Source organism: Mammaliicoccus sp. N-M50, from assembly GCF_022386995.1.
GTDB classification, from domain to species: Bacteria; Bacillota; Bacilli; order Staphylococcales; family Staphylococcaceae; genus Mammaliicoccus; species Mammaliicoccus sciuri_A.
Window position 1 is genome coordinate 1 of sequence record NZ_JAJNJA010000002.1, and the last position, 16,550, is coordinate 16,550.

General features: G+C 33.7%; 13 protein-coding genes and 21 tRNA genes. 30 read left to right on the top strand and 4 right to left on the bottom strand.

The genetic code is table 11. From position 1 onward, the window contains the following. The first annotated feature begins 24 nt into the window (after positions 1-24). The 21 genes from LQ622_RS03245 (at position 25) to LQ622_RS03345 (ending at position 1,986) form a co-directional block, all read left to right on the top strand. A tRNA-Lys gene (locus tag LQ622_RS03245) sits at positions 25-100 on the top strand. Between the two features lie 5 nt (positions 101-105). Continuing rightward, positions 106-187, top strand: a tRNA-Leu gene (locus LQ622_RS03250). 32 nt (positions 188-219) lie between these two features. Beyond that, positions 220-294, top strand: a tRNA-Gly gene (locus LQ622_RS03255). 6 nt (positions 295-300) lie between these two features. Continuing rightward, positions 301-389: transfer RNA gene (locus tag LQ622_RS03260), tRNA-Leu, on the top strand. 9 nt (positions 390-398) lie between these two features. Further along, positions 399-472, top strand: a tRNA-Arg gene (locus LQ622_RS03265). Positions 473-490: 18 nt separating this feature from the next. Next, a tRNA-Pro gene (locus LQ622_RS03270) sits at positions 491-564 on the top strand. A 25-nt stretch (positions 565-589) separates the two neighbouring features. Continuing rightward, positions 590-665 (top strand) — tRNA-Ala (locus LQ622_RS03275). 20 nt (positions 666-685) lie between these two features. After that, positions 686-759, top strand: a tRNA-Met gene (locus tag LQ622_RS03280). 35 nt (positions 760-794) lie between these two features. Next, positions 795-868 (top strand) — tRNA-Ile (locus LQ622_RS03285). A 12-nt stretch (positions 869-880) separates the two neighbouring features. Then, positions 881-973, top strand: a tRNA-Ser gene (locus LQ622_RS03290). 26 nt (positions 974-999) lie between these two features. Then, positions 1,000-1,073 (top strand) — tRNA-Met (locus LQ622_RS03295). A 13-nt stretch (positions 1,074-1,086) separates the two neighbouring features. Beyond that, positions 1,087-1,162 (top strand) — tRNA-Asp (locus LQ622_RS03300). A gap of 20 nt (positions 1,163-1,182) precedes the next feature. Next, positions 1,183-1,255 (top strand) — tRNA-Phe (locus LQ622_RS03305). 14 nt (positions 1,256-1,269) lie between these two features. Next, positions 1,270-1,345, top strand: a tRNA-Thr gene (locus LQ622_RS03310). A gap of 6 nt (positions 1,346-1,351) precedes the next feature. Beyond that, positions 1,352-1,435 (top strand) — tRNA-Tyr (locus LQ622_RS03315). An 18-nt stretch (positions 1,436-1,453) separates the two neighbouring features. Beyond that, positions 1,454-1,527, top strand: a tRNA-Trp gene (locus LQ622_RS03320). A 2-nt stretch (positions 1,528-1,529) separates the two neighbouring features. Further along, positions 1,530-1,602 (top strand) — tRNA-His (locus tag LQ622_RS03325). A 15-nt stretch (positions 1,603-1,617) separates the two neighbouring features. Continuing rightward, positions 1,618-1,689, top strand: a tRNA-Gln gene (locus LQ622_RS03330). Between the two features lie 6 nt (positions 1,690-1,695). After that, a tRNA-Cys gene (locus tag LQ622_RS03335) sits at positions 1,696-1,770 on the top strand. Positions 1,771-1,781: 11 nt separating this feature from the next. Then, positions 1,782-1,856, top strand: a tRNA-Gly gene (locus tag LQ622_RS03340). Between the two features lie 45 nt (positions 1,857-1,901). Beyond that, positions 1,902-1,986, top strand: a tRNA-Leu gene (locus tag LQ622_RS03345). A gap of 314 nt (positions 1,987-2,300) precedes the next feature. Here the strand turns inward: LQ622_RS03345 and LQ622_RS03350 are convergent. Both LQ622_RS03350 and LQ622_RS03355 read right to left on the bottom strand, forming a co-directional pair. Continuing rightward, positions 2,301-2,516 (bottom strand): hypothetical protein, encoded by a 216-nt coding sequence (locus LQ622_RS03350; protein WP_048539822.1) that lies wholly within the window; start codon positions 2,514-2,516, stop codon positions 2,301-2,303. Positions 2,517-2,576: 60 nt separating this feature from the next. Continuing rightward, on the bottom strand, positions 2,577-3,542 hold the full coding sequence (locus LQ622_RS03355) for a LacI family DNA-binding transcriptional regulator (protein ID WP_239763155.1): 966 nt from the start codon (positions 3,540-3,542) through the stop codon (positions 2,577-2,579). A 90-nt stretch (positions 3,543-3,632) separates the two neighbouring features. Here LQ622_RS03355 and LQ622_RS03360 point away from each other — a divergent pair, with 90 nt between their 5' ends. Then, positions 3,633-3,971: a nuclear transport factor 2 family protein gene (locus LQ622_RS03360; RefSeq protein ID WP_107578066.1), complete on the top strand. Its 339-nt coding sequence runs from the start codon at positions 3,633-3,635 to the stop codon at positions 3,969-3,971. A gap of 27 nt (positions 3,972-3,998) precedes the next feature. Here the strand turns inward: LQ622_RS03360 and LQ622_RS03365 are convergent, their stop codons facing one another. Continuing rightward, complete coding sequence (locus tag LQ622_RS03365; RefSeq protein ID WP_239763151.1) at positions 3,999-4,949, bottom strand: LacI family DNA-binding transcriptional regulator; 951 nt, start codon at positions 4,947-4,949, stop codon at positions 3,999-4,001. A gap of 160 nt (positions 4,950-5,109) precedes the next feature. On the opposite strand from LQ622_RS03365, the gene LQ622_RS03370 reads away from it, so the two are divergent. The 4 genes from LQ622_RS03370 to uxaC are packed head-to-tail and all read left to right on the top strand — an operon-like array spanning position 5,110 to position 9,309. Continuing rightward, positions 5,110-6,111, top strand: a complete 1,002-nt coding sequence (locus LQ622_RS03370) for a TRAP transporter substrate-binding protein (protein ID WP_239763148.1) — start codon at positions 5,110-5,112, stop codon at positions 6,109-6,111. Then, positions 6,104-6,592: a TRAP transporter small permease gene (locus tag LQ622_RS03375; protein WP_025904787.1), complete on the top strand. Its 489-nt coding sequence runs from the start codon at positions 6,104-6,106 to the stop codon at positions 6,590-6,592. The genes LQ622_RS03370 and LQ622_RS03375 overlap by 8 nt, the downstream gene beginning before the upstream one ends. Beyond that, complete coding sequence (locus tag LQ622_RS03380; protein WP_126477930.1) at positions 6,592-7,887, top strand: TRAP transporter large permease; 1,296 nt, start codon at positions 6,592-6,594, stop codon at positions 7,885-7,887. Before LQ622_RS03375 ends, LQ622_RS03380 begins: the two co-directional genes overlap by 1 nt. A 15-nt stretch (positions 7,888-7,902) precedes the next feature. Continuing rightward, on the top strand, positions 7,903-9,309 hold the full coding sequence (gene uxaC / locus LQ622_RS03385; RefSeq protein ID WP_204168551.1) for a glucuronate isomerase: 1,407 nt from the start codon (positions 7,903-7,905) through the stop codon (positions 9,307-9,309). Between the two features lie 43 nt (positions 9,310-9,352). On the opposite strand, the gene LQ622_RS03390 is transcribed toward uxaC, so the two are convergent. Then, positions 9,353-11,446 carry a glycoside hydrolase family 31 protein gene (locus tag LQ622_RS03390; RefSeq protein ID WP_051575453.1) on the bottom strand — a complete coding sequence of 698 codons (2,094 nt, stop codon included), beginning with the start codon at positions 11,444-11,446 and terminating at the stop codon, positions 9,353-9,355. 140 nt (positions 11,447-11,586) lie between these two features. Here LQ622_RS03390 and LQ622_RS03395 point away from each other — a divergent pair, with 140 nt between their 5' ends. The 4 genes from LQ622_RS03395 to LQ622_RS03410 all read left to right on the top strand — a co-directional run bounded on the left by LQ622_RS03395 (position 11,587) and on the right by LQ622_RS03410 (position 16,532). Beyond that, positions 11,587-12,639, top strand: coding sequence for a PTS sugar transporter subunit IIC (locus tag LQ622_RS03395; RefSeq protein WP_239774711.1), 1,053 nt, complete (start codon positions 11,587-11,589; stop codon positions 12,637-12,639). A gap of 615 nt (positions 12,640-13,254) precedes the next feature. Then, positions 13,255-14,253 (top strand): D-2-hydroxyacid dehydrogenase, encoded by a 999-nt coding sequence (locus LQ622_RS03400; RefSeq protein ID WP_037589739.1) that lies wholly within the window; start codon positions 13,255-13,257, stop codon positions 14,251-14,253. 97 nt (positions 14,254-14,350) lie between these two features. After that, the gene (locus LQ622_RS03405) at positions 14,351-15,814 is read left to right on the top strand and encodes an ABC transporter substrate-binding protein/permease (RefSeq protein ID WP_239774712.1); all 1,464 of its coding nucleotides are present in this window, start codon (positions 14,351-14,353) and stop codon (positions 15,812-15,814) included. Continuing rightward, positions 15,807-16,532 carry an amino acid ABC transporter ATP-binding protein gene (locus LQ622_RS03410; RefSeq protein WP_037589737.1) on the top strand — a complete coding sequence of 242 codons (726 nt, stop codon included), beginning with the start codon at positions 15,807-15,809 and terminating at the stop codon, positions 16,530-16,532. Before LQ622_RS03405 ends, LQ622_RS03410 begins: the two co-directional genes overlap by 8 nt. The last annotated feature ends 18 nt before the right edge of the window (positions 16,533-16,550 follow it).

Consider the following 16,550-nt stretch of genomic DNA (forward strand, 5'->3'; position numbering starts at 1 on the left):
TCCTCTGGCCGGCACCATGTTTTAGAGCCATTAGCTCAGTTGGTAGAGCATCTGACTTTTAATCAGAGGGTCAGAGGTTCGAATCCTCTATGGCTCACCATTTAAGCGGGTGTGGCGGAATTGGCAGACGCACTAGACTTAGGATCTAGCGCCGCAAGGCGTGGGGGTTCGACTCCCTTCACCCGCATTATTATTAATATGATTTAAGCATTTAATTTTGCAGAAGTAGTTCAGCGGTAGAATACAACCTTGCCAAGGTTGGGGTCGCGGGTTCGAATCCCGTCTTCTGCTCCATTATTTGCCGGGGTGGCGGAACTGGCAGACGCACAGGACTTAAAATCCTGCGGTAAGTGATTACCGTACCGGTTCGATTCCGGTCCTCGGCACCATATTAATATGCGCCCGTAGCTCAATTGGATAGAGCGTTTGACTACGGATCAAGAGGCTAGGGGTTCGACTCCTCTCGGGCGCGTAATGACCATTTTGGTTACGGGAAGTAGCTCAGCTTGGTAGAGCACTTGGTTTGGGACCAAGGGGTCGCAGGTTCGAATCCTGTCTTCCCGACTCTTTAAAAATTTACATATTAAATGGGGGCTTAGCTCAGATGGGAGAGCGCCTGCTTTGCACGCAGGAGGTCAGCGGTTCGATCCCGCTAGTCTCCACCATTTAAAAATAATACCATTATGGCGGCGTAGCTCAGCTGGCTAGAGCGTACGGTTCATACCCGTGAGGTCGGGGGTTCGATCCCCTCCGCCGCCATTAAAATTTTCAATATGATACATATTTTAAATTTTGGACCTTTAGCTCAGTTGGTCAGAGCAAACGGCTCATAACCGTTGGGTCGCAGGTTCGAGTCCTGCAAGGTCCATACTTATATATTGGAGGAATACCCAAGTCCGGCTGAAGGGATCGGTCTTGAAAACCGACAGGGGCTTAACGGCTCGCGGGGGTTCGAATCCCTCTTCCTCCGCCATTATATTTGTAACTTAATATTATTATCGCGGGATGGAGCAGTTCGGTAGCTCGTCGGGCTCATAACCCGAAGGTCGGTGGTTCAAATCCGCCTCCCGCAATAGCTTTAATGATGGTCCCGTGGTGTAGCGGTTAACATGCCTGCCTGTCACGCAGGAGATCGCGGGTTCGATTCCCGTCGGGACCGCCATTTTTTAAAAATTAATGTATGGCTCAGTAGCTCAGTCGGTAGAGCAAAGGACTGAAAATCCTTGTGTCGGCGGTTCGATTCCGTCCTGAGCCATCTTTTAACTTTTTGCCGGCCTAGCTCAACTGGTAGAGCAACTGACTTGTAATCAGTAGGTTGGGGGTTCAAGTCCTCTGGCCGGCACCATCTAACGGAGGGGTAGCGAAGTGGCTAAACGCGGCGGACTGTAAATCCGCTCCTTCGGGTTCGGCAGTTCGAATCTGCCCCCCTCCACCATTATTATTTTAATTTAATAGGGGCATAGTTCAACGGTAGAATAGAGGTCTCCAAAACCTTTGGTGTGGGTTCGATTCCTACTGCCCCTGCCATGGCGGCTGTGGCGAAGTGGTTAACGCATCGGATTGTGGTTCCGACACTCGTGGGTTCGATTCCCATCAGCCGCCCTTATTTTATATTAATGGGCTATAGCCAAGCGGTAAGGCAACGGACTTTGACTCCGTCACTCGCTGGTTCGAATCCAGCTAGCCCAGTAGTCTGGCGGCATAGCCAAGTGGTAAGGCCGAGGTCTGCAAAACCTCTATTCACCGGTTCAAATCCGGTTGCCGCCTCCATTAATAACTTTGCGGGAGTATTTCAACTTTTAGAATACATTCCTTCCCGGAATGAGATATAGGTGCAAGTCCTATCTTCCGCTCCATTTATTTCTTCCATTGGGAAGATTTTTTTGTAGGATTTTTATTAAGCCGGTGTGGTGGAATTGGCAGACACGCGGGACTCAAAATCCCGTGTCCGTTGAGGACGTGTCGGTTCGAACCCGACCACCGGTATATTATATCGAATCTTTATAAACATTTAAGTCGTAAACGTTGGGTTTACGGCTTTTTTGTTTGTTAATAAACCATTTAGAAACATATAAGTTCAAATTTTTGGTCACTTTGTGGTCACAGTTAGAGCTTTAAGAACTGACCATATTAACGATTTTGTGAAGTGCTGACGCCTGAGGGAATAGTATGAGTGAGAGACTACAGGCTCGAACCATACCCTAGGCAAGCATGCATGAGCAAAATCGTAGATTTAAAAAATAACATCTCATTTTTACTGTAGATCAGTAGAATGAGATGCTATTTATTTAGAGTTTCTTTTAAAGTTTAATAATATAATCAATTTTCTTATCTTTATACATTTTACTTCTTGTCATTACTTGAGGGATATCATATTTGTTTTTCATACTAATTGCTTTTGATAGGCTCTCATCAGTACAAGCGACAATATCAATATTGCTAGTGTGTTGAAGTATTTCTACATAAATTTCTGAAGTAATATTACAACCATCAATACCAACTTTTTGTTTGTTCATTTTAATTACCCCCTAATATTTGTGATTGATTAAAGGATAATCTATGAAATGCATTTCATGTCAATGGTTAAATTTAAATACTGAGTTTCTTTTAATAAGTTTTGTCTCAAATAAATAGTTATTCAGTTTATCTTCATATAGTTGATTAAACAAACTTTTACCAATTTGGAAGAGGGGAATCTCTATTGTAGTAAGGTCTAACAATTTAGATATTTTATGATTTTCAAACCCAATGATAGATATGTTTTTCTTTTGTTCGTCATTTAAACTAATAAACAATCCTGCAGCTGTGTTATCTCCAGAAACAACAATTGCTGTAGGTGGATTTTCTTTATTATCAATTTCTTGAGCAAGTCTTTGACCATCTTCTAATAATACAAAATTCTCAAATATATCTTGATCATTGAAGGGTAAAGCATTCTCACTGCAAAAGTCTTTATATGCTTTTATTCTTAAAATTGAACTAGTGCTATTTCTTCTATTTATGGCACATGCAATATGTCTATGTCCGTTATTGTATAGATGATTTAATGCTTGTTTGAAGGCGTTGTAGTGATCAATATATGTTGTTCTAAATTTGGAGTTTGAAATATTTTCGAATATAGAAATTGGTCCATACTCTATGTACTGTTCAACTATATTTAATGAAATATTCCTTGAACAAATAATAAGTGCGTCTATTTGTTTTAATTTTAACATTTCCAAAGCGTCAATTTCTTGATCAGTATCATAGGCAGTTTGGAATAAAACAATTTTTTTGTTTGATTTAATCGCTTCTTCAGAAATACCTTGAATTAATTGCGAAAAGTAGGGATGATTAGAGAACGGTAATACAACACCTATTAAATTTGTTTTACCTTTTTTTAAATGAATTGCATTGATATTTGGTATATAATTTAATTCTTCTATAGTATCAAGTACTTTTTGTCTTTTTTCTTCATTAACATAAGGGTGGTTATTAATTACTCGTGATACGGTACTTGGTGAAACGCCAGCTCGTTTAGCTACTTCTTTTAAATTTGTCATTTACTTACCCCCTCGATTATACTTATTACTATGTTATTATTTTAGCATATAAGTTGAACTATATTTACAAAGATAAAGTAGGTGTAATTTATTAAACAGCAATTTTATGAATTAGAATGTGCACATTTGGATGCGAGTAATAGAAAGGATAAGTCGTTTATCTTAAATTTACTTGATGATGATTTTAAAGAAATAGGTAAGTCTGGCAGAATGATATATAAACGAGATATTGAAGAGGGCACTTTACATACATTTGATTATGAGATTTCGGATTTTATAGTTGAAAAAATTCAAAAAGGTATTGTACTAACCACTTATGAATTAATCAATAAAACTGATCATATAACAACTAAGCGGAGTACATTATGGATTAGAAAACAATCTGAGTGGAAGATGAGATTCCATCAAGGAACAACAGTAAAAAAATGACTACAATTTTGTAGTCATTTTTTGTCTTTATTTCCGCTTTACTAATTCAGGCTCAAGATGATAGACATTTGGTTGATTTTCCTTAGATTCAATTGCATTGATAAGGATATTAACTAACGCTTCAGCAATATTCTTAGTAGGGACACCGACTGAATGAATCACTGTATCCATATGGTCAAATTGAGGTACGTTGTCGTATGAGTACACAATATGTTGATCAAGTGAATCTTTTAAAGTGTGAACGAGTCCTAAAGTAATATCGTAACTTCCGCAAATGATACCTTCTGGCAACGTATGATTAGTCAAATATGATTTTAATGCAAAAAATGTATCTTCAGCAGATAGTCCTCTTGAATCAATCATATTATATTCAAGATTGTGTTCTTTACAATAACGTTCAAAAGTTTCTTTCTTTATAATTTGTCGAATATCATCAGTGTTGAGATCCCCAATATAGCAAATATTTGTTATATTATTTTGCATTAAATCATCTAAAGAAAGAATCATTGCTTGTTTATGATTAACATTTACAATAGGATATTCGAGCTCTCGGTCTGTACCATAGGCAACTACTGGGATATTTGAACTAATGATACTTGGTAAGGTAGAAGCTTCTCCTTCATCAAATACGATGATGCCATCAAATCGTAATTCTAAAAATTTATGTGCAGCAGTTTCCACATCATCGATTGATACTGACATAAAATATCCAGTATTCTTTAAAAAGTTATTGATTTCTGAAACAAGAGTTGAAACTGCAACTCTGTCTACTGATGGCCAAATGAGTCCAATTGTTTGACTCTTGTTTGAGACTAAAGAGCGAGCGGAATTATTAGGAATATAATTCATTTCTTTTGCCTTTTGCTGTATGCGCTCTGTTGTTTCAGCAGTAACTAAAGGAGAATTTTTTAACGCTTTACTTACTGTTGAATAACTAACACCACAGGCATTTGCTATGTCTTTTAATGTTACAGCCATGTGAGTCTCCTTTAAATATTATTTTCTATATTATACCATAAGTACACATTTTCTATAAATAACAACGTTGTTATTTTGTTTCATTTGATTTATACTTATCAATAAGTATTAAAGAAGTAGTCAATTTGATTACTTTTTTAAAATTAATGGGGGATGAGAGATGAAAAAAATTTTACTGTTAATTGTAAGCGTATTCACTGTTTTGTATGGATGCCAACAAAGTGACGCACAAGATAAAGATGTTAAGACTTTAACATTAGCACACAATCAATCAACAACACATCCAGTACATAAATCTTTAGAAGAATTTAAAAAAGAAGTAGAAAAGAAATCTCATGGCAAATTAAAAATTAAAATATATGCGAACGGACAACTTGGAAGTGAACGGGAAGCAATTGAGATGACACAAACAAATGCCATTCAATTTACAAAAGTGTCAGCAAGTGCACTTGAAAGTTTTTCTGAGTCGTATTCTTTATTTAGTATGCCATATCTATTTAAATCTCAAGATAGTTTCCGATCTATTATGAAAAAACCTGAAGTACAAAATTCGTTCTTTAATACGACTAAAGATAATGGGTTTGTAGGTATTACTTACTATGACGCAGGATTAAGAAATATTTATACAAAAGATAGAGAAATAAAGACGAATAAAGACTTACATGGTTTAAAAACACGTGTTCAGCCTAGTAAAACAAGTGTGCAACTAGTTAAGTCATTAGGTGGTACACCAACTCCAATGGCATTTGGTGAAGTTTATACAGCACTTCAATCTGGTGTTATTGATGCAGCTGAAAATAATGAAACAGCATTGACCGACAATAAACATGGAGAAGTTGCAAAAAATTATTATAATACTGAGCACGCTATCGTTCCTGATATTTTAATTATGAATAAGGAAGCATACAATGATTTAACGAAAGAAGAAAAAGGATGGATAAAAAGCGCAGCAAGATCATCTACTGAAAAGCATGAAGTCATCTGGGATAAAGCCATTAAAGAGGCAATTAAATCAGCCAAAGAAGATATGAATGTGAAATTCCATGATGTAGATAAGTCTACTTTCAAAAAAGCTGTAAAACCTCTACAAGAAGAATTTAAAAATAATAAAGGAACAGAAAAACAATACAAATTGATTAAGGAGGCAGAACAAAATGAATAAATTAACACATTATATTGATAGAACTTTGCTTTCTGTGTCTGGTGTATTGATAACTGTGATGGTCATTTTATCAGTTTGGCAAGTGATAACAAGATATATATTGAACACGCCAAGTACGACAAGTGAAGAAATCATTCGCTTCTTGTTAATCTGGTTTGCATTGTTAAGTGCAGCATATGTATTTGGTAAGAAAAAACATATTGCCATTTTATTTATAAGAGAAAAGTTTCCACTTAAAGCACAGTTATTTATAGAAAGATTGACGAATATCATTATTTTATTAGTTGCTTTAATTTTGATGATATACGGTGGTATTAAAATTGTAGCACTTACTTGGACTCAATATGCACCAGCTACAGGTGTTTCAATGGCGCTAATGTATGGTGCGTTACCTATATCAGGACTTTTCATTGCTTTTTATTCAATTCGAGGCATTATAACAAATGAGTTACCTGAAAATGATGAAGGCGGTGAAGTGTAATGACAACAATTGCTGGAATCGTATTATTTGTATCTTTAGCAATATTTTTAGCATTTGGTATTCCAATCGCTATTTCAATTATTTTAAGTTCATTATTAACGTTAATACTTATTTTCCCGTTTGATGTCACAATACTTACTGCTGCCCAAAGAATGGTAACTGGTATTGATAACTTTACAATGCTTGCCATTCCGCTATTTGTACTAGCTGGAATATTGATGAATAACGGTGGTATTGCATTTAGATTAATTAACTTTGCAAAAGTGTTAGTAGGTAGATTACCTGGTTCTTTAGCACATACGAATATTGTGGGGAATATGTTGTTTGGTTCGATTTCAGGATCAAGTGTAGCAGCTGCTGCCGCTATGGGTAGAATTATGACACCGATGGAAACAACACAAGGTTATAAAAAATCATATTCTGCAGCTGCCAATATTGCTTCAGCACCTTCAGGATTATTAATTCCACCAAGTTCATTATTGATTGTTTATTCACTAGTAAGTGGTGGAACATCAATTGCTGCATTATTCATTGCTGGTTACGTTCCTGGAATTCTATGGGGCCTAGGTTGTATGGTTGTTGCTTACTTTTTAGCTAAAAAACATGGCTATCCAGTTTCTGAAAAAGTGAGTTGGAAAGATAAATTATTTTTAACTTTAGATGCTATTCCAAGTTTACTATTAATTATTATCGTAATCGGTGGTATTGTAGCTGGAATATTCACAGCAACAGAGGGTGCAGCTGTCGCAGTTCTATATGCGTTTATACTGTCACTTATTTATAAAAATTTAAAAATTAAAGATATACCTGCGATTATTATAGAAACAGTAGAAATTACAGGTATGATTTTATTCTTAATTACAGCATCTGCATTATTCTCACTCGTTATGAGTTTCACAGGATTACCAGAAGCGATTTCTGGCGGTATATTATCATTAACTGAAAATCCAATTTTATTATTACTGTTAATGAATTTAATTTTATTAATCATCGGTACATTTATGGACATAACACCAGCAGTACTTATATTCACTCCAATTTTCTTACCGATTGCAGAAAGTATTGGATTAGATCCAGTTCATTTCGGTATAGTAATCGCATTTAACTTATGTATAGGTAATATAACACCTCCAGTAGGTAGTGCGTTATTTGTTGGTAGTAGTGTTGCAAATGTACGTATTGAAAGTGTCATTAAGACATTAATACCATACTTTATTATTTTAATTATACTGTTGTTATTAATTACGTTCGTACCACAATTATCGTTATTTTTACCAAAATTACTTGGGCTATAGGAAAGGTGAGTATTTATGAGTTTAATTAAAGAAAATTTTATTGTTCAATCTGAAAAAGGACAGGATTTATACAATATAGCTAAGGATATTCCAATTTTTGATTTTCATTGTCATTTAGATCCAAAAGAAATCTATGAGAATAAACCTTTTAATACGATTACTGAAGTTTGGCTAAAACATGATCATTATAAATGGCGTTTAATGCGCGCATATGGAATAGATGAGTCGTATATTACTGGAGACAAAACTGATAAAGAAAAATTCGAAGCATTTATAAGTTTATTGCCTAAAAGTATCATGAATCCAATGTACCATTGGTGTCATTTAGAGTTAGCAAGGTATTTCAATATCAATGAAAATTTAAATAAAATTGATAAAGAACAATTATATAATCAGTTAAATGAAAGTTTACAACAACCAGAATTTCTTCCAAGAAAATTAATAGAAAGAAGCAACGTCCAAATCATTTGTACAACTGATGATCCATGTGATGATTTGAAATATCATCAATTACTTCGTGAGGATAAGTCATTTGATGTTAAAGTATTACCAACATTTAGACCGGATCGTTATATCGCCTTAACGAAAGATAATGTAGAAGCATCTATTAATCAATTAGAAATTGCTACAGAAAGAAAAATAAATCATTTGGAAGAATATATTAATGCGCTCAATGAACGAATTGAATACTTCCATAAAAATGGCGCAAGAAGTTCTGATCAAAGCTTTGCTAAAGTACTTAAAGTGGATGTAACTGAAGACCAAGCTGAACAGTATTTTGAACAAATTAAGCAAGGTAAACACATAGATGAGGAAGATTTAAGTAGATTATCTGGATATATTTTAACCGAAGTAAGTAAAACGTATAAAAAATATAATTGGGTTGTACAGTTTCATCTTGGACCAGTGAGAAACAATAATACATTATTGTTTGAAGAAGTTGGTCCAGATGCTGGATTTGATAGTGTAGGTGATATGCTCAGTTCTTCTGACTTAAATAGATTTTTAGATCATTTAAATCAAAATGATGCATTATCAGATACAATTATTTATCCTAATAATGCAAATGATCACTTAATGGTGCAAGCAACAGCTGGAAACTTTACTTCAGATAAAGTCAAAGTGCAACTAGGTGCTGCATGGTGGTTCAATGATACTAAAGAAGGAATGGAACAACATTTAGTAGAATACGCAAATGTTGGATTGTTATCTACTTTCGTTGGTATGTTAACTGATTCAAGAAGTTTATTATCATATACAAGACATGAATATTTTAGAAGGATTTTATGTGAAATGATTGGTAAACGTGTGGAAAGAGGAGAAATCATTGATGATGATGAAATTCTTTCTGAAATTATTAAGGATATTTGCTTTAATAACGCCGTGTCATTATATAATATAGAAGGCGTAGATGCTATATAAAATTAGAGAACCTAAGACGATGTTGTCTTAGGTTCTTATTTATTTAGAACTTTAGATTTTCAATTGTTTTTAAATCATCTTGATAAACTGGTATCTCTGCGCCTTTTACTACAAATGTTGGAATATGTTGTAAAGTCGTTTTTACAGTTATTGTTTGACCGCCTTCAAACTGTTCGCCGCTATGAAAATCAATCCAACCTTTGTTGTTTTTAGGTAAATAGACTGTTCTTTCTAGTTGAGCTTTTTCTACGATAGGGGCAATTAACATATGCTCACCTAACATAAATTCTTCATTTTCTTCAAAAGTATTAATATCACTTTCAAATTGGTAAAAAGTAGGTCTAATAATTGGTTCATACGCCTCATGTGCCTGTACAACTAATGACTGAAGATATGGTTTAAGCTTTTCGTGGAAGTGCATGGCTTGTTTAACTTCAGATAAGACTTCATTATGCATCCAAGGTTCATTTACAGAACCATCATCATTCCATGAGTGGATTGAAAATCTTGGATAATAAGCACCACATTGTACCCATCTTAAAAATAATTCTGCTTCTGGTTTATCACCAGAAAAACCGCCAATATCATGTCCGAAATTATAAACACCAGATAGACTTAACCCAATTGCCATAGCATTATTATATTTTAATGTATGCCAACTCGTATAGTTATCACCTGTCCAAGTTTGAACGTATTTACTCATACCAGCTGCACCAGATCTACTAATGATATAAGGATATTCTTCTTTATGATATTGTTGTTGAATTTCTCTTGATGCTTTCATCATTAATATAGGCATAATTGCTTTATAATCTTGGAAATTTGCTTCATTGCCGAAACCATTTACTTTAGCTTTATCATCCCAAATTTCGAATTCGTTATTATCATTCCATGTACAATTGACATGATTAGATAATAATTGTTGTTCTATTTTTGATTGCCACCATTTAATAGTGTCTTTATTTGTAAAGTCTAAGTAGTATCCTTTTTCATCCCAAAATTGTACAAGAAGCGGTTGGCCATTCATATCTTTAATAAATCCATCAAAGGCTAATACTTCATCTAGTAAAGGATGATCTGTAAGTAGGGTAGGTTTAATATTCGCAACTAATTCTACATTTTGATCTGTATAAGCTTTTCCAAAAGATTTTGGGTCTTTAAATTTATCATAATTCCAATTAAAAACGTATCTCTTATCATGAATGGATGTATAACCTGATGAAAGGTGGAAAGATCTAATCGTAATATTATGTGTGTTACATTGATTTAGAAAAGATATCAGTCTTTCATCTGAATTTGGCAAATCTGTGTATTGCATTGTTGAGCCAGAATAAGACAAACTCCATTCAGGCATGAGTGTTGGTCTACCTGTTAAATGACTAAAACGCGTCGTTACTTGTTGAATAGTCGGACCGGCAATAACGTAATAATCAAGAAAATCTGACTTAGTTTCATAATATCTATAATGACCGTGATAATTATCTAACTCTTGCCCAAGATCTACAATAGAGTCTTGATAATCATCATAGAAGATACCAAATGCTACATTTTCATCAGTTTTGTATGTGAGATAATAAGGAATATGTTTATAAAGAGGATCAGTCGTTTCAGCATTATAGCCCATAGCATCTATATTTTTCATTCTGAATCGTCTGCCATGTTTATTTACTTTTCCGCTCTTTTCACCGAGACCAAAATACATTTCATTTTTATCTCTATTTAAATAATGACAAGTCGGATGATTTCTTGATATTTGATGTTGATAACTGCCTGTCTTACGGTCTTGCATAATTTTAATTTCTTTGTCAGATGAACTTAAATCATACCAACTACAATAGAAATCTTCTTTATCAATGATAAGTTTTAATAACTTTGTCTTAATTATAATATGGTGTTGCTCTTCTGAAATTTCATATTGTGGACATGAAAAGTTAGATTGATCATATCTAGAGAGACCTTCGAAAGGTAATTCAGTATCTCCAGGTGTAATGGTCCAAGTCGGTAAAGTGATCTTTTTCTCTGTAGAAGATTTAATATTGATTAAGTAATCTTCTAATATGCGGATTGTAAAGAAATGCTCGTTTTGCCTGTCACTGATTACAATTGTATTTTTATCTTGTGAAATCATATTAAACATGTAAAAATCCTCCTATAACAACGTTGTTATTTAAACTATTACATTAAACTATACCAAAGTAAAGTAAAATAGTAAAAATAGCATTGTCTATAAAAATAAAGTCATATATCATTAATACATATTATTTCAGGAGGCATTTTATGGATAAACATTTCACAGTAAAGGAATTTTTCTTTAATATTTTAAATGGTATAGGTGTAGGCATTGTTATAGCATTAATACCTAACGCCATACTTGGTGTGTTATTTAGTTATTTATCACAGTTTCATCCGCTATTAGAAATGTTTAATCAAGCATTATTACTTATGCAGTTTGCGATGAGTTTTATTATAGGCATCGTTGTTGCACATCAATTTAAATTCCAAGCTACTGATACAGTTATGATTGGCGCTGCAGGATTAATAGGTTCAGGCGCTGTGAAAATACAAAATGGTCAATTTATATTTGTAAGTATAGGGGATGTCGTCAATTTAATCGTTGTTTTAATTATCAGTTGTTACTTGATGATTAAATTGAAAGGAAAATTTGGTTCTTTAGATATGTTGATTATGCCAATTATTATTTCAGTTGTCAGTGGATTTATAGGTATGTTGACACTTCCATATGTTAGTAATGTGACAAAAGGAATCGGCAAATTAATAGAACAATTTTCTACATTGAATCCTTTAATGATGTGTATATTGATTGCGATTACTTATGCATTATTAATGGTAACGCCAATTTCAGTTGTAGCAATTGCTACTGCGGTCGGTTTAAATGGTTTAAGTTCAGGAGCTGGCAATATGGGGATTGTTGCAGCATGTGTGACTTTCTTAATGGGGTCATGGAAAGTAAACGATAAAGGTATCAATATCGTACTTATCATCGGAGCTGCTAAAATGATGATTCCTGTATATTTCAAAAATCCTATCATCGTAGTACCATTAATCATAAATGGACTAATGAGTGGATTACTCACTTATTTTGTTGGCATAAAAGGTACGCCAATGTCTACTGGGTTTGGTTATACCGGATTTGTTGGACCAGCAAACGCGTTAAAATTTATGGAAGGATCAGTATTCTTAAATATATTAATACTAGGCGTAGCATATTTCGTCATACCGTTTGTATTTGCATATATCGTACATAAAGTTTGTTTAAAAATACTTCCAAAATATAATCAAGAAATGTTTTTATTTAAAGAGAATAATTAGAATGAAGAGAAGGCTGAGACAAGAAAAATGTCTCAGCCTTTAAATATGTCTGAATACTGGTGCCGTTATTAGCAAGTTTGGTGAGAAGTGTTCACAAGACCGTCGTTATGAACAAGTTTGGTGAGAAGTGCAAATACTGGTGTCGTTATTAGCAAGTTTGGCGAGAAGTGCAAATACTGGGGTTGTTATTAGCAAGTTTGGCGAGAAGTGCAAATAAGGAGACCAGTAATTACAATTCTCAGTAGTTTTGTAATTAAGGCTGTCCATAGTAACAATTCAGCCGAGTTTTGTAACCAACGCCGTCCATAGTGACAGTTCAGCCGACTTTTGTAATTAACAACCCCGTTATGAACAAGTTTGGGCAGAAGTGTTCACAAGGCCATCGTTACGAACAAGTTTCGGCGAAAGTGTTCATAAGGCAGTCGTTATATACAAGTTTGGCAAGAAATGTTCACAACACCCCCGTTATGAACAAGTTTGGCGAGAAGTGTAATTAGCTATACTGTATACCCATAATTTTAATTGTAAGAATATTATGAAAAATAGATTGTTTGTTTTCATAAAGTGTTGTAGAATTAATCATTATTTATTTTTTACTGAAAGGAAGTACGAATTATGCGATTTAAATTATTTAATATAAGAGAAGATGAAAAGCCTTATGCATATCAGTGGGGTCAAACTAATGGTCATGAAATTGAATGTACGGAAGAGGATTTAACTTTAGATAATGTCCATACTTTATCGTCTTTTGATGGTGTGAGTACTCAACAGCTATTTAAGTTTGATGACAGAATATACGAAGCACTTAATGATGTTGGTATTAAACAAATTGCTGGTCGTGCAGCTGGGTTTGATATGTTTAATTTAGATGAAGCTGCTAAACATGATATAAAAATTACAAATATTCCTTCATATAGTCCAAATGCGATAGCGGAATTTGCAGTTTGTAGAGCACTAGAATTAATAAGAAACATTAATAAAATAAATAAAAAAGTAGAACATCAAGATTTTACTTGGGATGAAACAGTAATCGCTAAAGAACTAAGAAGTATGACGGTGCTGGTTATAGGTGTTGGTAGAATAGGTAAAGTGTCAGCACAATTATTTAAAGGATTTGGTGCGGAAGTAATCGGGTATGACCCTTATGATCAATCGTTGAGCGATATTGAATATGTACAAAGTTTACAAGAAGGACTATCTAAAGCTGATTTAATCACATTACATGTTCCTGCAAATGAAGAAACGACACACATTATTAATGAAGAGACGATTAAATATATGAAAAATGGTGCATATTTAGTGAATACAGCTAGAGGTGCGACATTGAAGACTAATGATATCATTCAAGCATTAAATAGCGGTAAATTACATAGTGTAGCGTTAGATGTATATGAGAATGAATTTGCATATTTTTCATATGATTATACAGACAAAGAAATTGAAGATCCTACTTTAAAAGAATTGATGTCACGTGACGATGTATTAATTTCACCTCATATTGCATTTTATACACATACAGCCGTACAAAATATGGTTGAAATTTCATTAGATAGTGCACTTGAAGTTATCACAACTGGATATAGTGAAAATGAAGTTCAACTAAGTAAAGTATGAATGAACGTTCGTTCATACTTTTTTTATAAAAAGCTATTGCATAAAATTTCATGAATGCGTATAATAATGAATATTATTAATTCAGGAGGTAACGAATTTGAAAAGAAATGTATTTACTAAAGTAGTTATAGCAACAATTTGTTTACTACTTACAATTCCTTATTTAGCCCCCATAAAGTCACAAGCTGTAGAAACTGATCAATGGGATAAAGCTAAAGAACGAGGCGAGTTAAGAGTAGGCTTATCAGCAGATTATGCACCTTATGAGTTTGAGCATACTAAAGATGGTGAACGTGAATATGCTGGGATAGATATAGAACTTGCTAAAAAAATTGCAAAAGACAATGATATTAAACTTAAGATTGTGAATATGCAATTTGATAGTTTACTAGGTGCTTTAAAAACTGGAAAAATCGACATGATTATTTCTGGTATGGCTCCAACTCCTGAGAGAAAGAAACAAGTTGATTTTTCTGATGATTATATGGAAGTTAACCAAAGAATGATTATACAGAAAAAAGATAAAGACAAATTAAAAACGATTGATGATTTTAAAGGGAAAATGGTCGGTGTGCAAAAGCAAACGACTCAAGAAGAATTGGCAAAAACAGAAATGCCAGAATCTCAAGTTAGCTCATTAACGAGAGTACCGGAAGTTATTATGTCACTTAATTCTGGAAAAGTAGACGGCATGATTATTGAAGGACCTGTTGCTGATGCATATTTAGAGAAGAATCCTAATTTAACATATTCAGATGTTACATTTTCAGATGCAGACAAGACAACAGCTATTGCATTACCGAAAAACTCACCTGAATTAATGAAGAGGGTTAATAAGAGTGTTAAAGAAGTTCGTGACAATAATTTGATTAAAGACTATCAAGATAAAGCAACTGAAGCGATGTTCGATGATGGTTCTTTCTTCAGTAAATATGGTTCATATTTCTTACACGGTGTAGGGTATACGATTTTATTATCATTCTTAGGTGTAGTAGCAGGGGCATTAATTGGTTGCTTCTTAGCACTTATGAAATTAAGTAATAGTAAAATATTTAAATCGATTGCTTCAGTTTACATTGAATTTATAAGAGGCACACCATTACTCGTTCAAGTATTTTTAGTTTATTTCGGTACAACAGCAGTACTTGGATTAGATTTATCAGCATTAATTTGTGGTATTATCGCACTCATCATTAACTGTAGTGCTTATATTGCAGAAATTATTAGAGCTGGTATTAACGCAGTAGATAATGGCCAAATGGAAGCGGCTAGATCATTAGGATTAAATAAATCACAAGCTATGACTAAAGTTATCTTGCCACAAGCCATTAAAAATATTTTACCTGCATTAGGTAATGAATTTGTAACAGTTATTAAAGAATCTTCTATAGTTTCTGTTATCGGCGTAAGTGAATTGATGTTTAATGCTCAAGTTGTTCAAGGGGCATCATTTGATCCATTTACACCATTATTAGTAGCAGCAGTATTGTACTTTATCTTAACGTTTACGTTATCTAGAGTGATGTACTTTGCTGAAAGGAGGTTTAGTGTAAGTGATTAAAGTTAACGATTTACACAAATCATTTGGTAAAAATGAAGTATTAAAAGGTATTAATTTAAATATTGAAAAAGGGGAAGTTGTTGCGATTATCGGCCCATCTGGTAGTGGTAAAAGTACGCTTCTTAGATGTTTGAATTTATTAGAAGAACCTTCCTCTGGACAGATCGTATTTGAAAATAATGATTTAACAAATACGAAAGGTGCAAAGTTGGATCAATTAAGACAAAAAATGGGCATGGTTTTCCAAGGTTTTAATCTTTTTCCACATAAAAAAGTAATCGAAAATATTACACTAACACCTTTAACTTTGAAAAAAGGACAAAAATCCGAATTAGAAGATCAAGCTAAACAATTACTTAAAAAAGTTGGTCTAGAAGATAAAGCAGATGTTTATCCTTCTAAATTATCAGGTGGACAAAAGCAACGTGTAGCGATTGCTCGTGCGTTAGCGATGAACCCGGCAGTTATTTTATTTGATGAACCAACTTCAGCTTTAGACCCCGAAGTTGTTGGTGAAGTATTAAGTGTTATGAAAGATTTAGCCAAAGAAGGTATGACAATGGTCGTTGTAACACATGAAATGGGATTTGCTAAAAATGTCAGCGACCATGTGATATTTATGGATGAAGGTATTGTTCAAGAAGAAGGTACACCTGAACAAATATTTGATAATCCTCAAAACGAAAGAACGAAACAATTTTTATCTAAAGTATTATAATACTAAAAATAGAAGAGG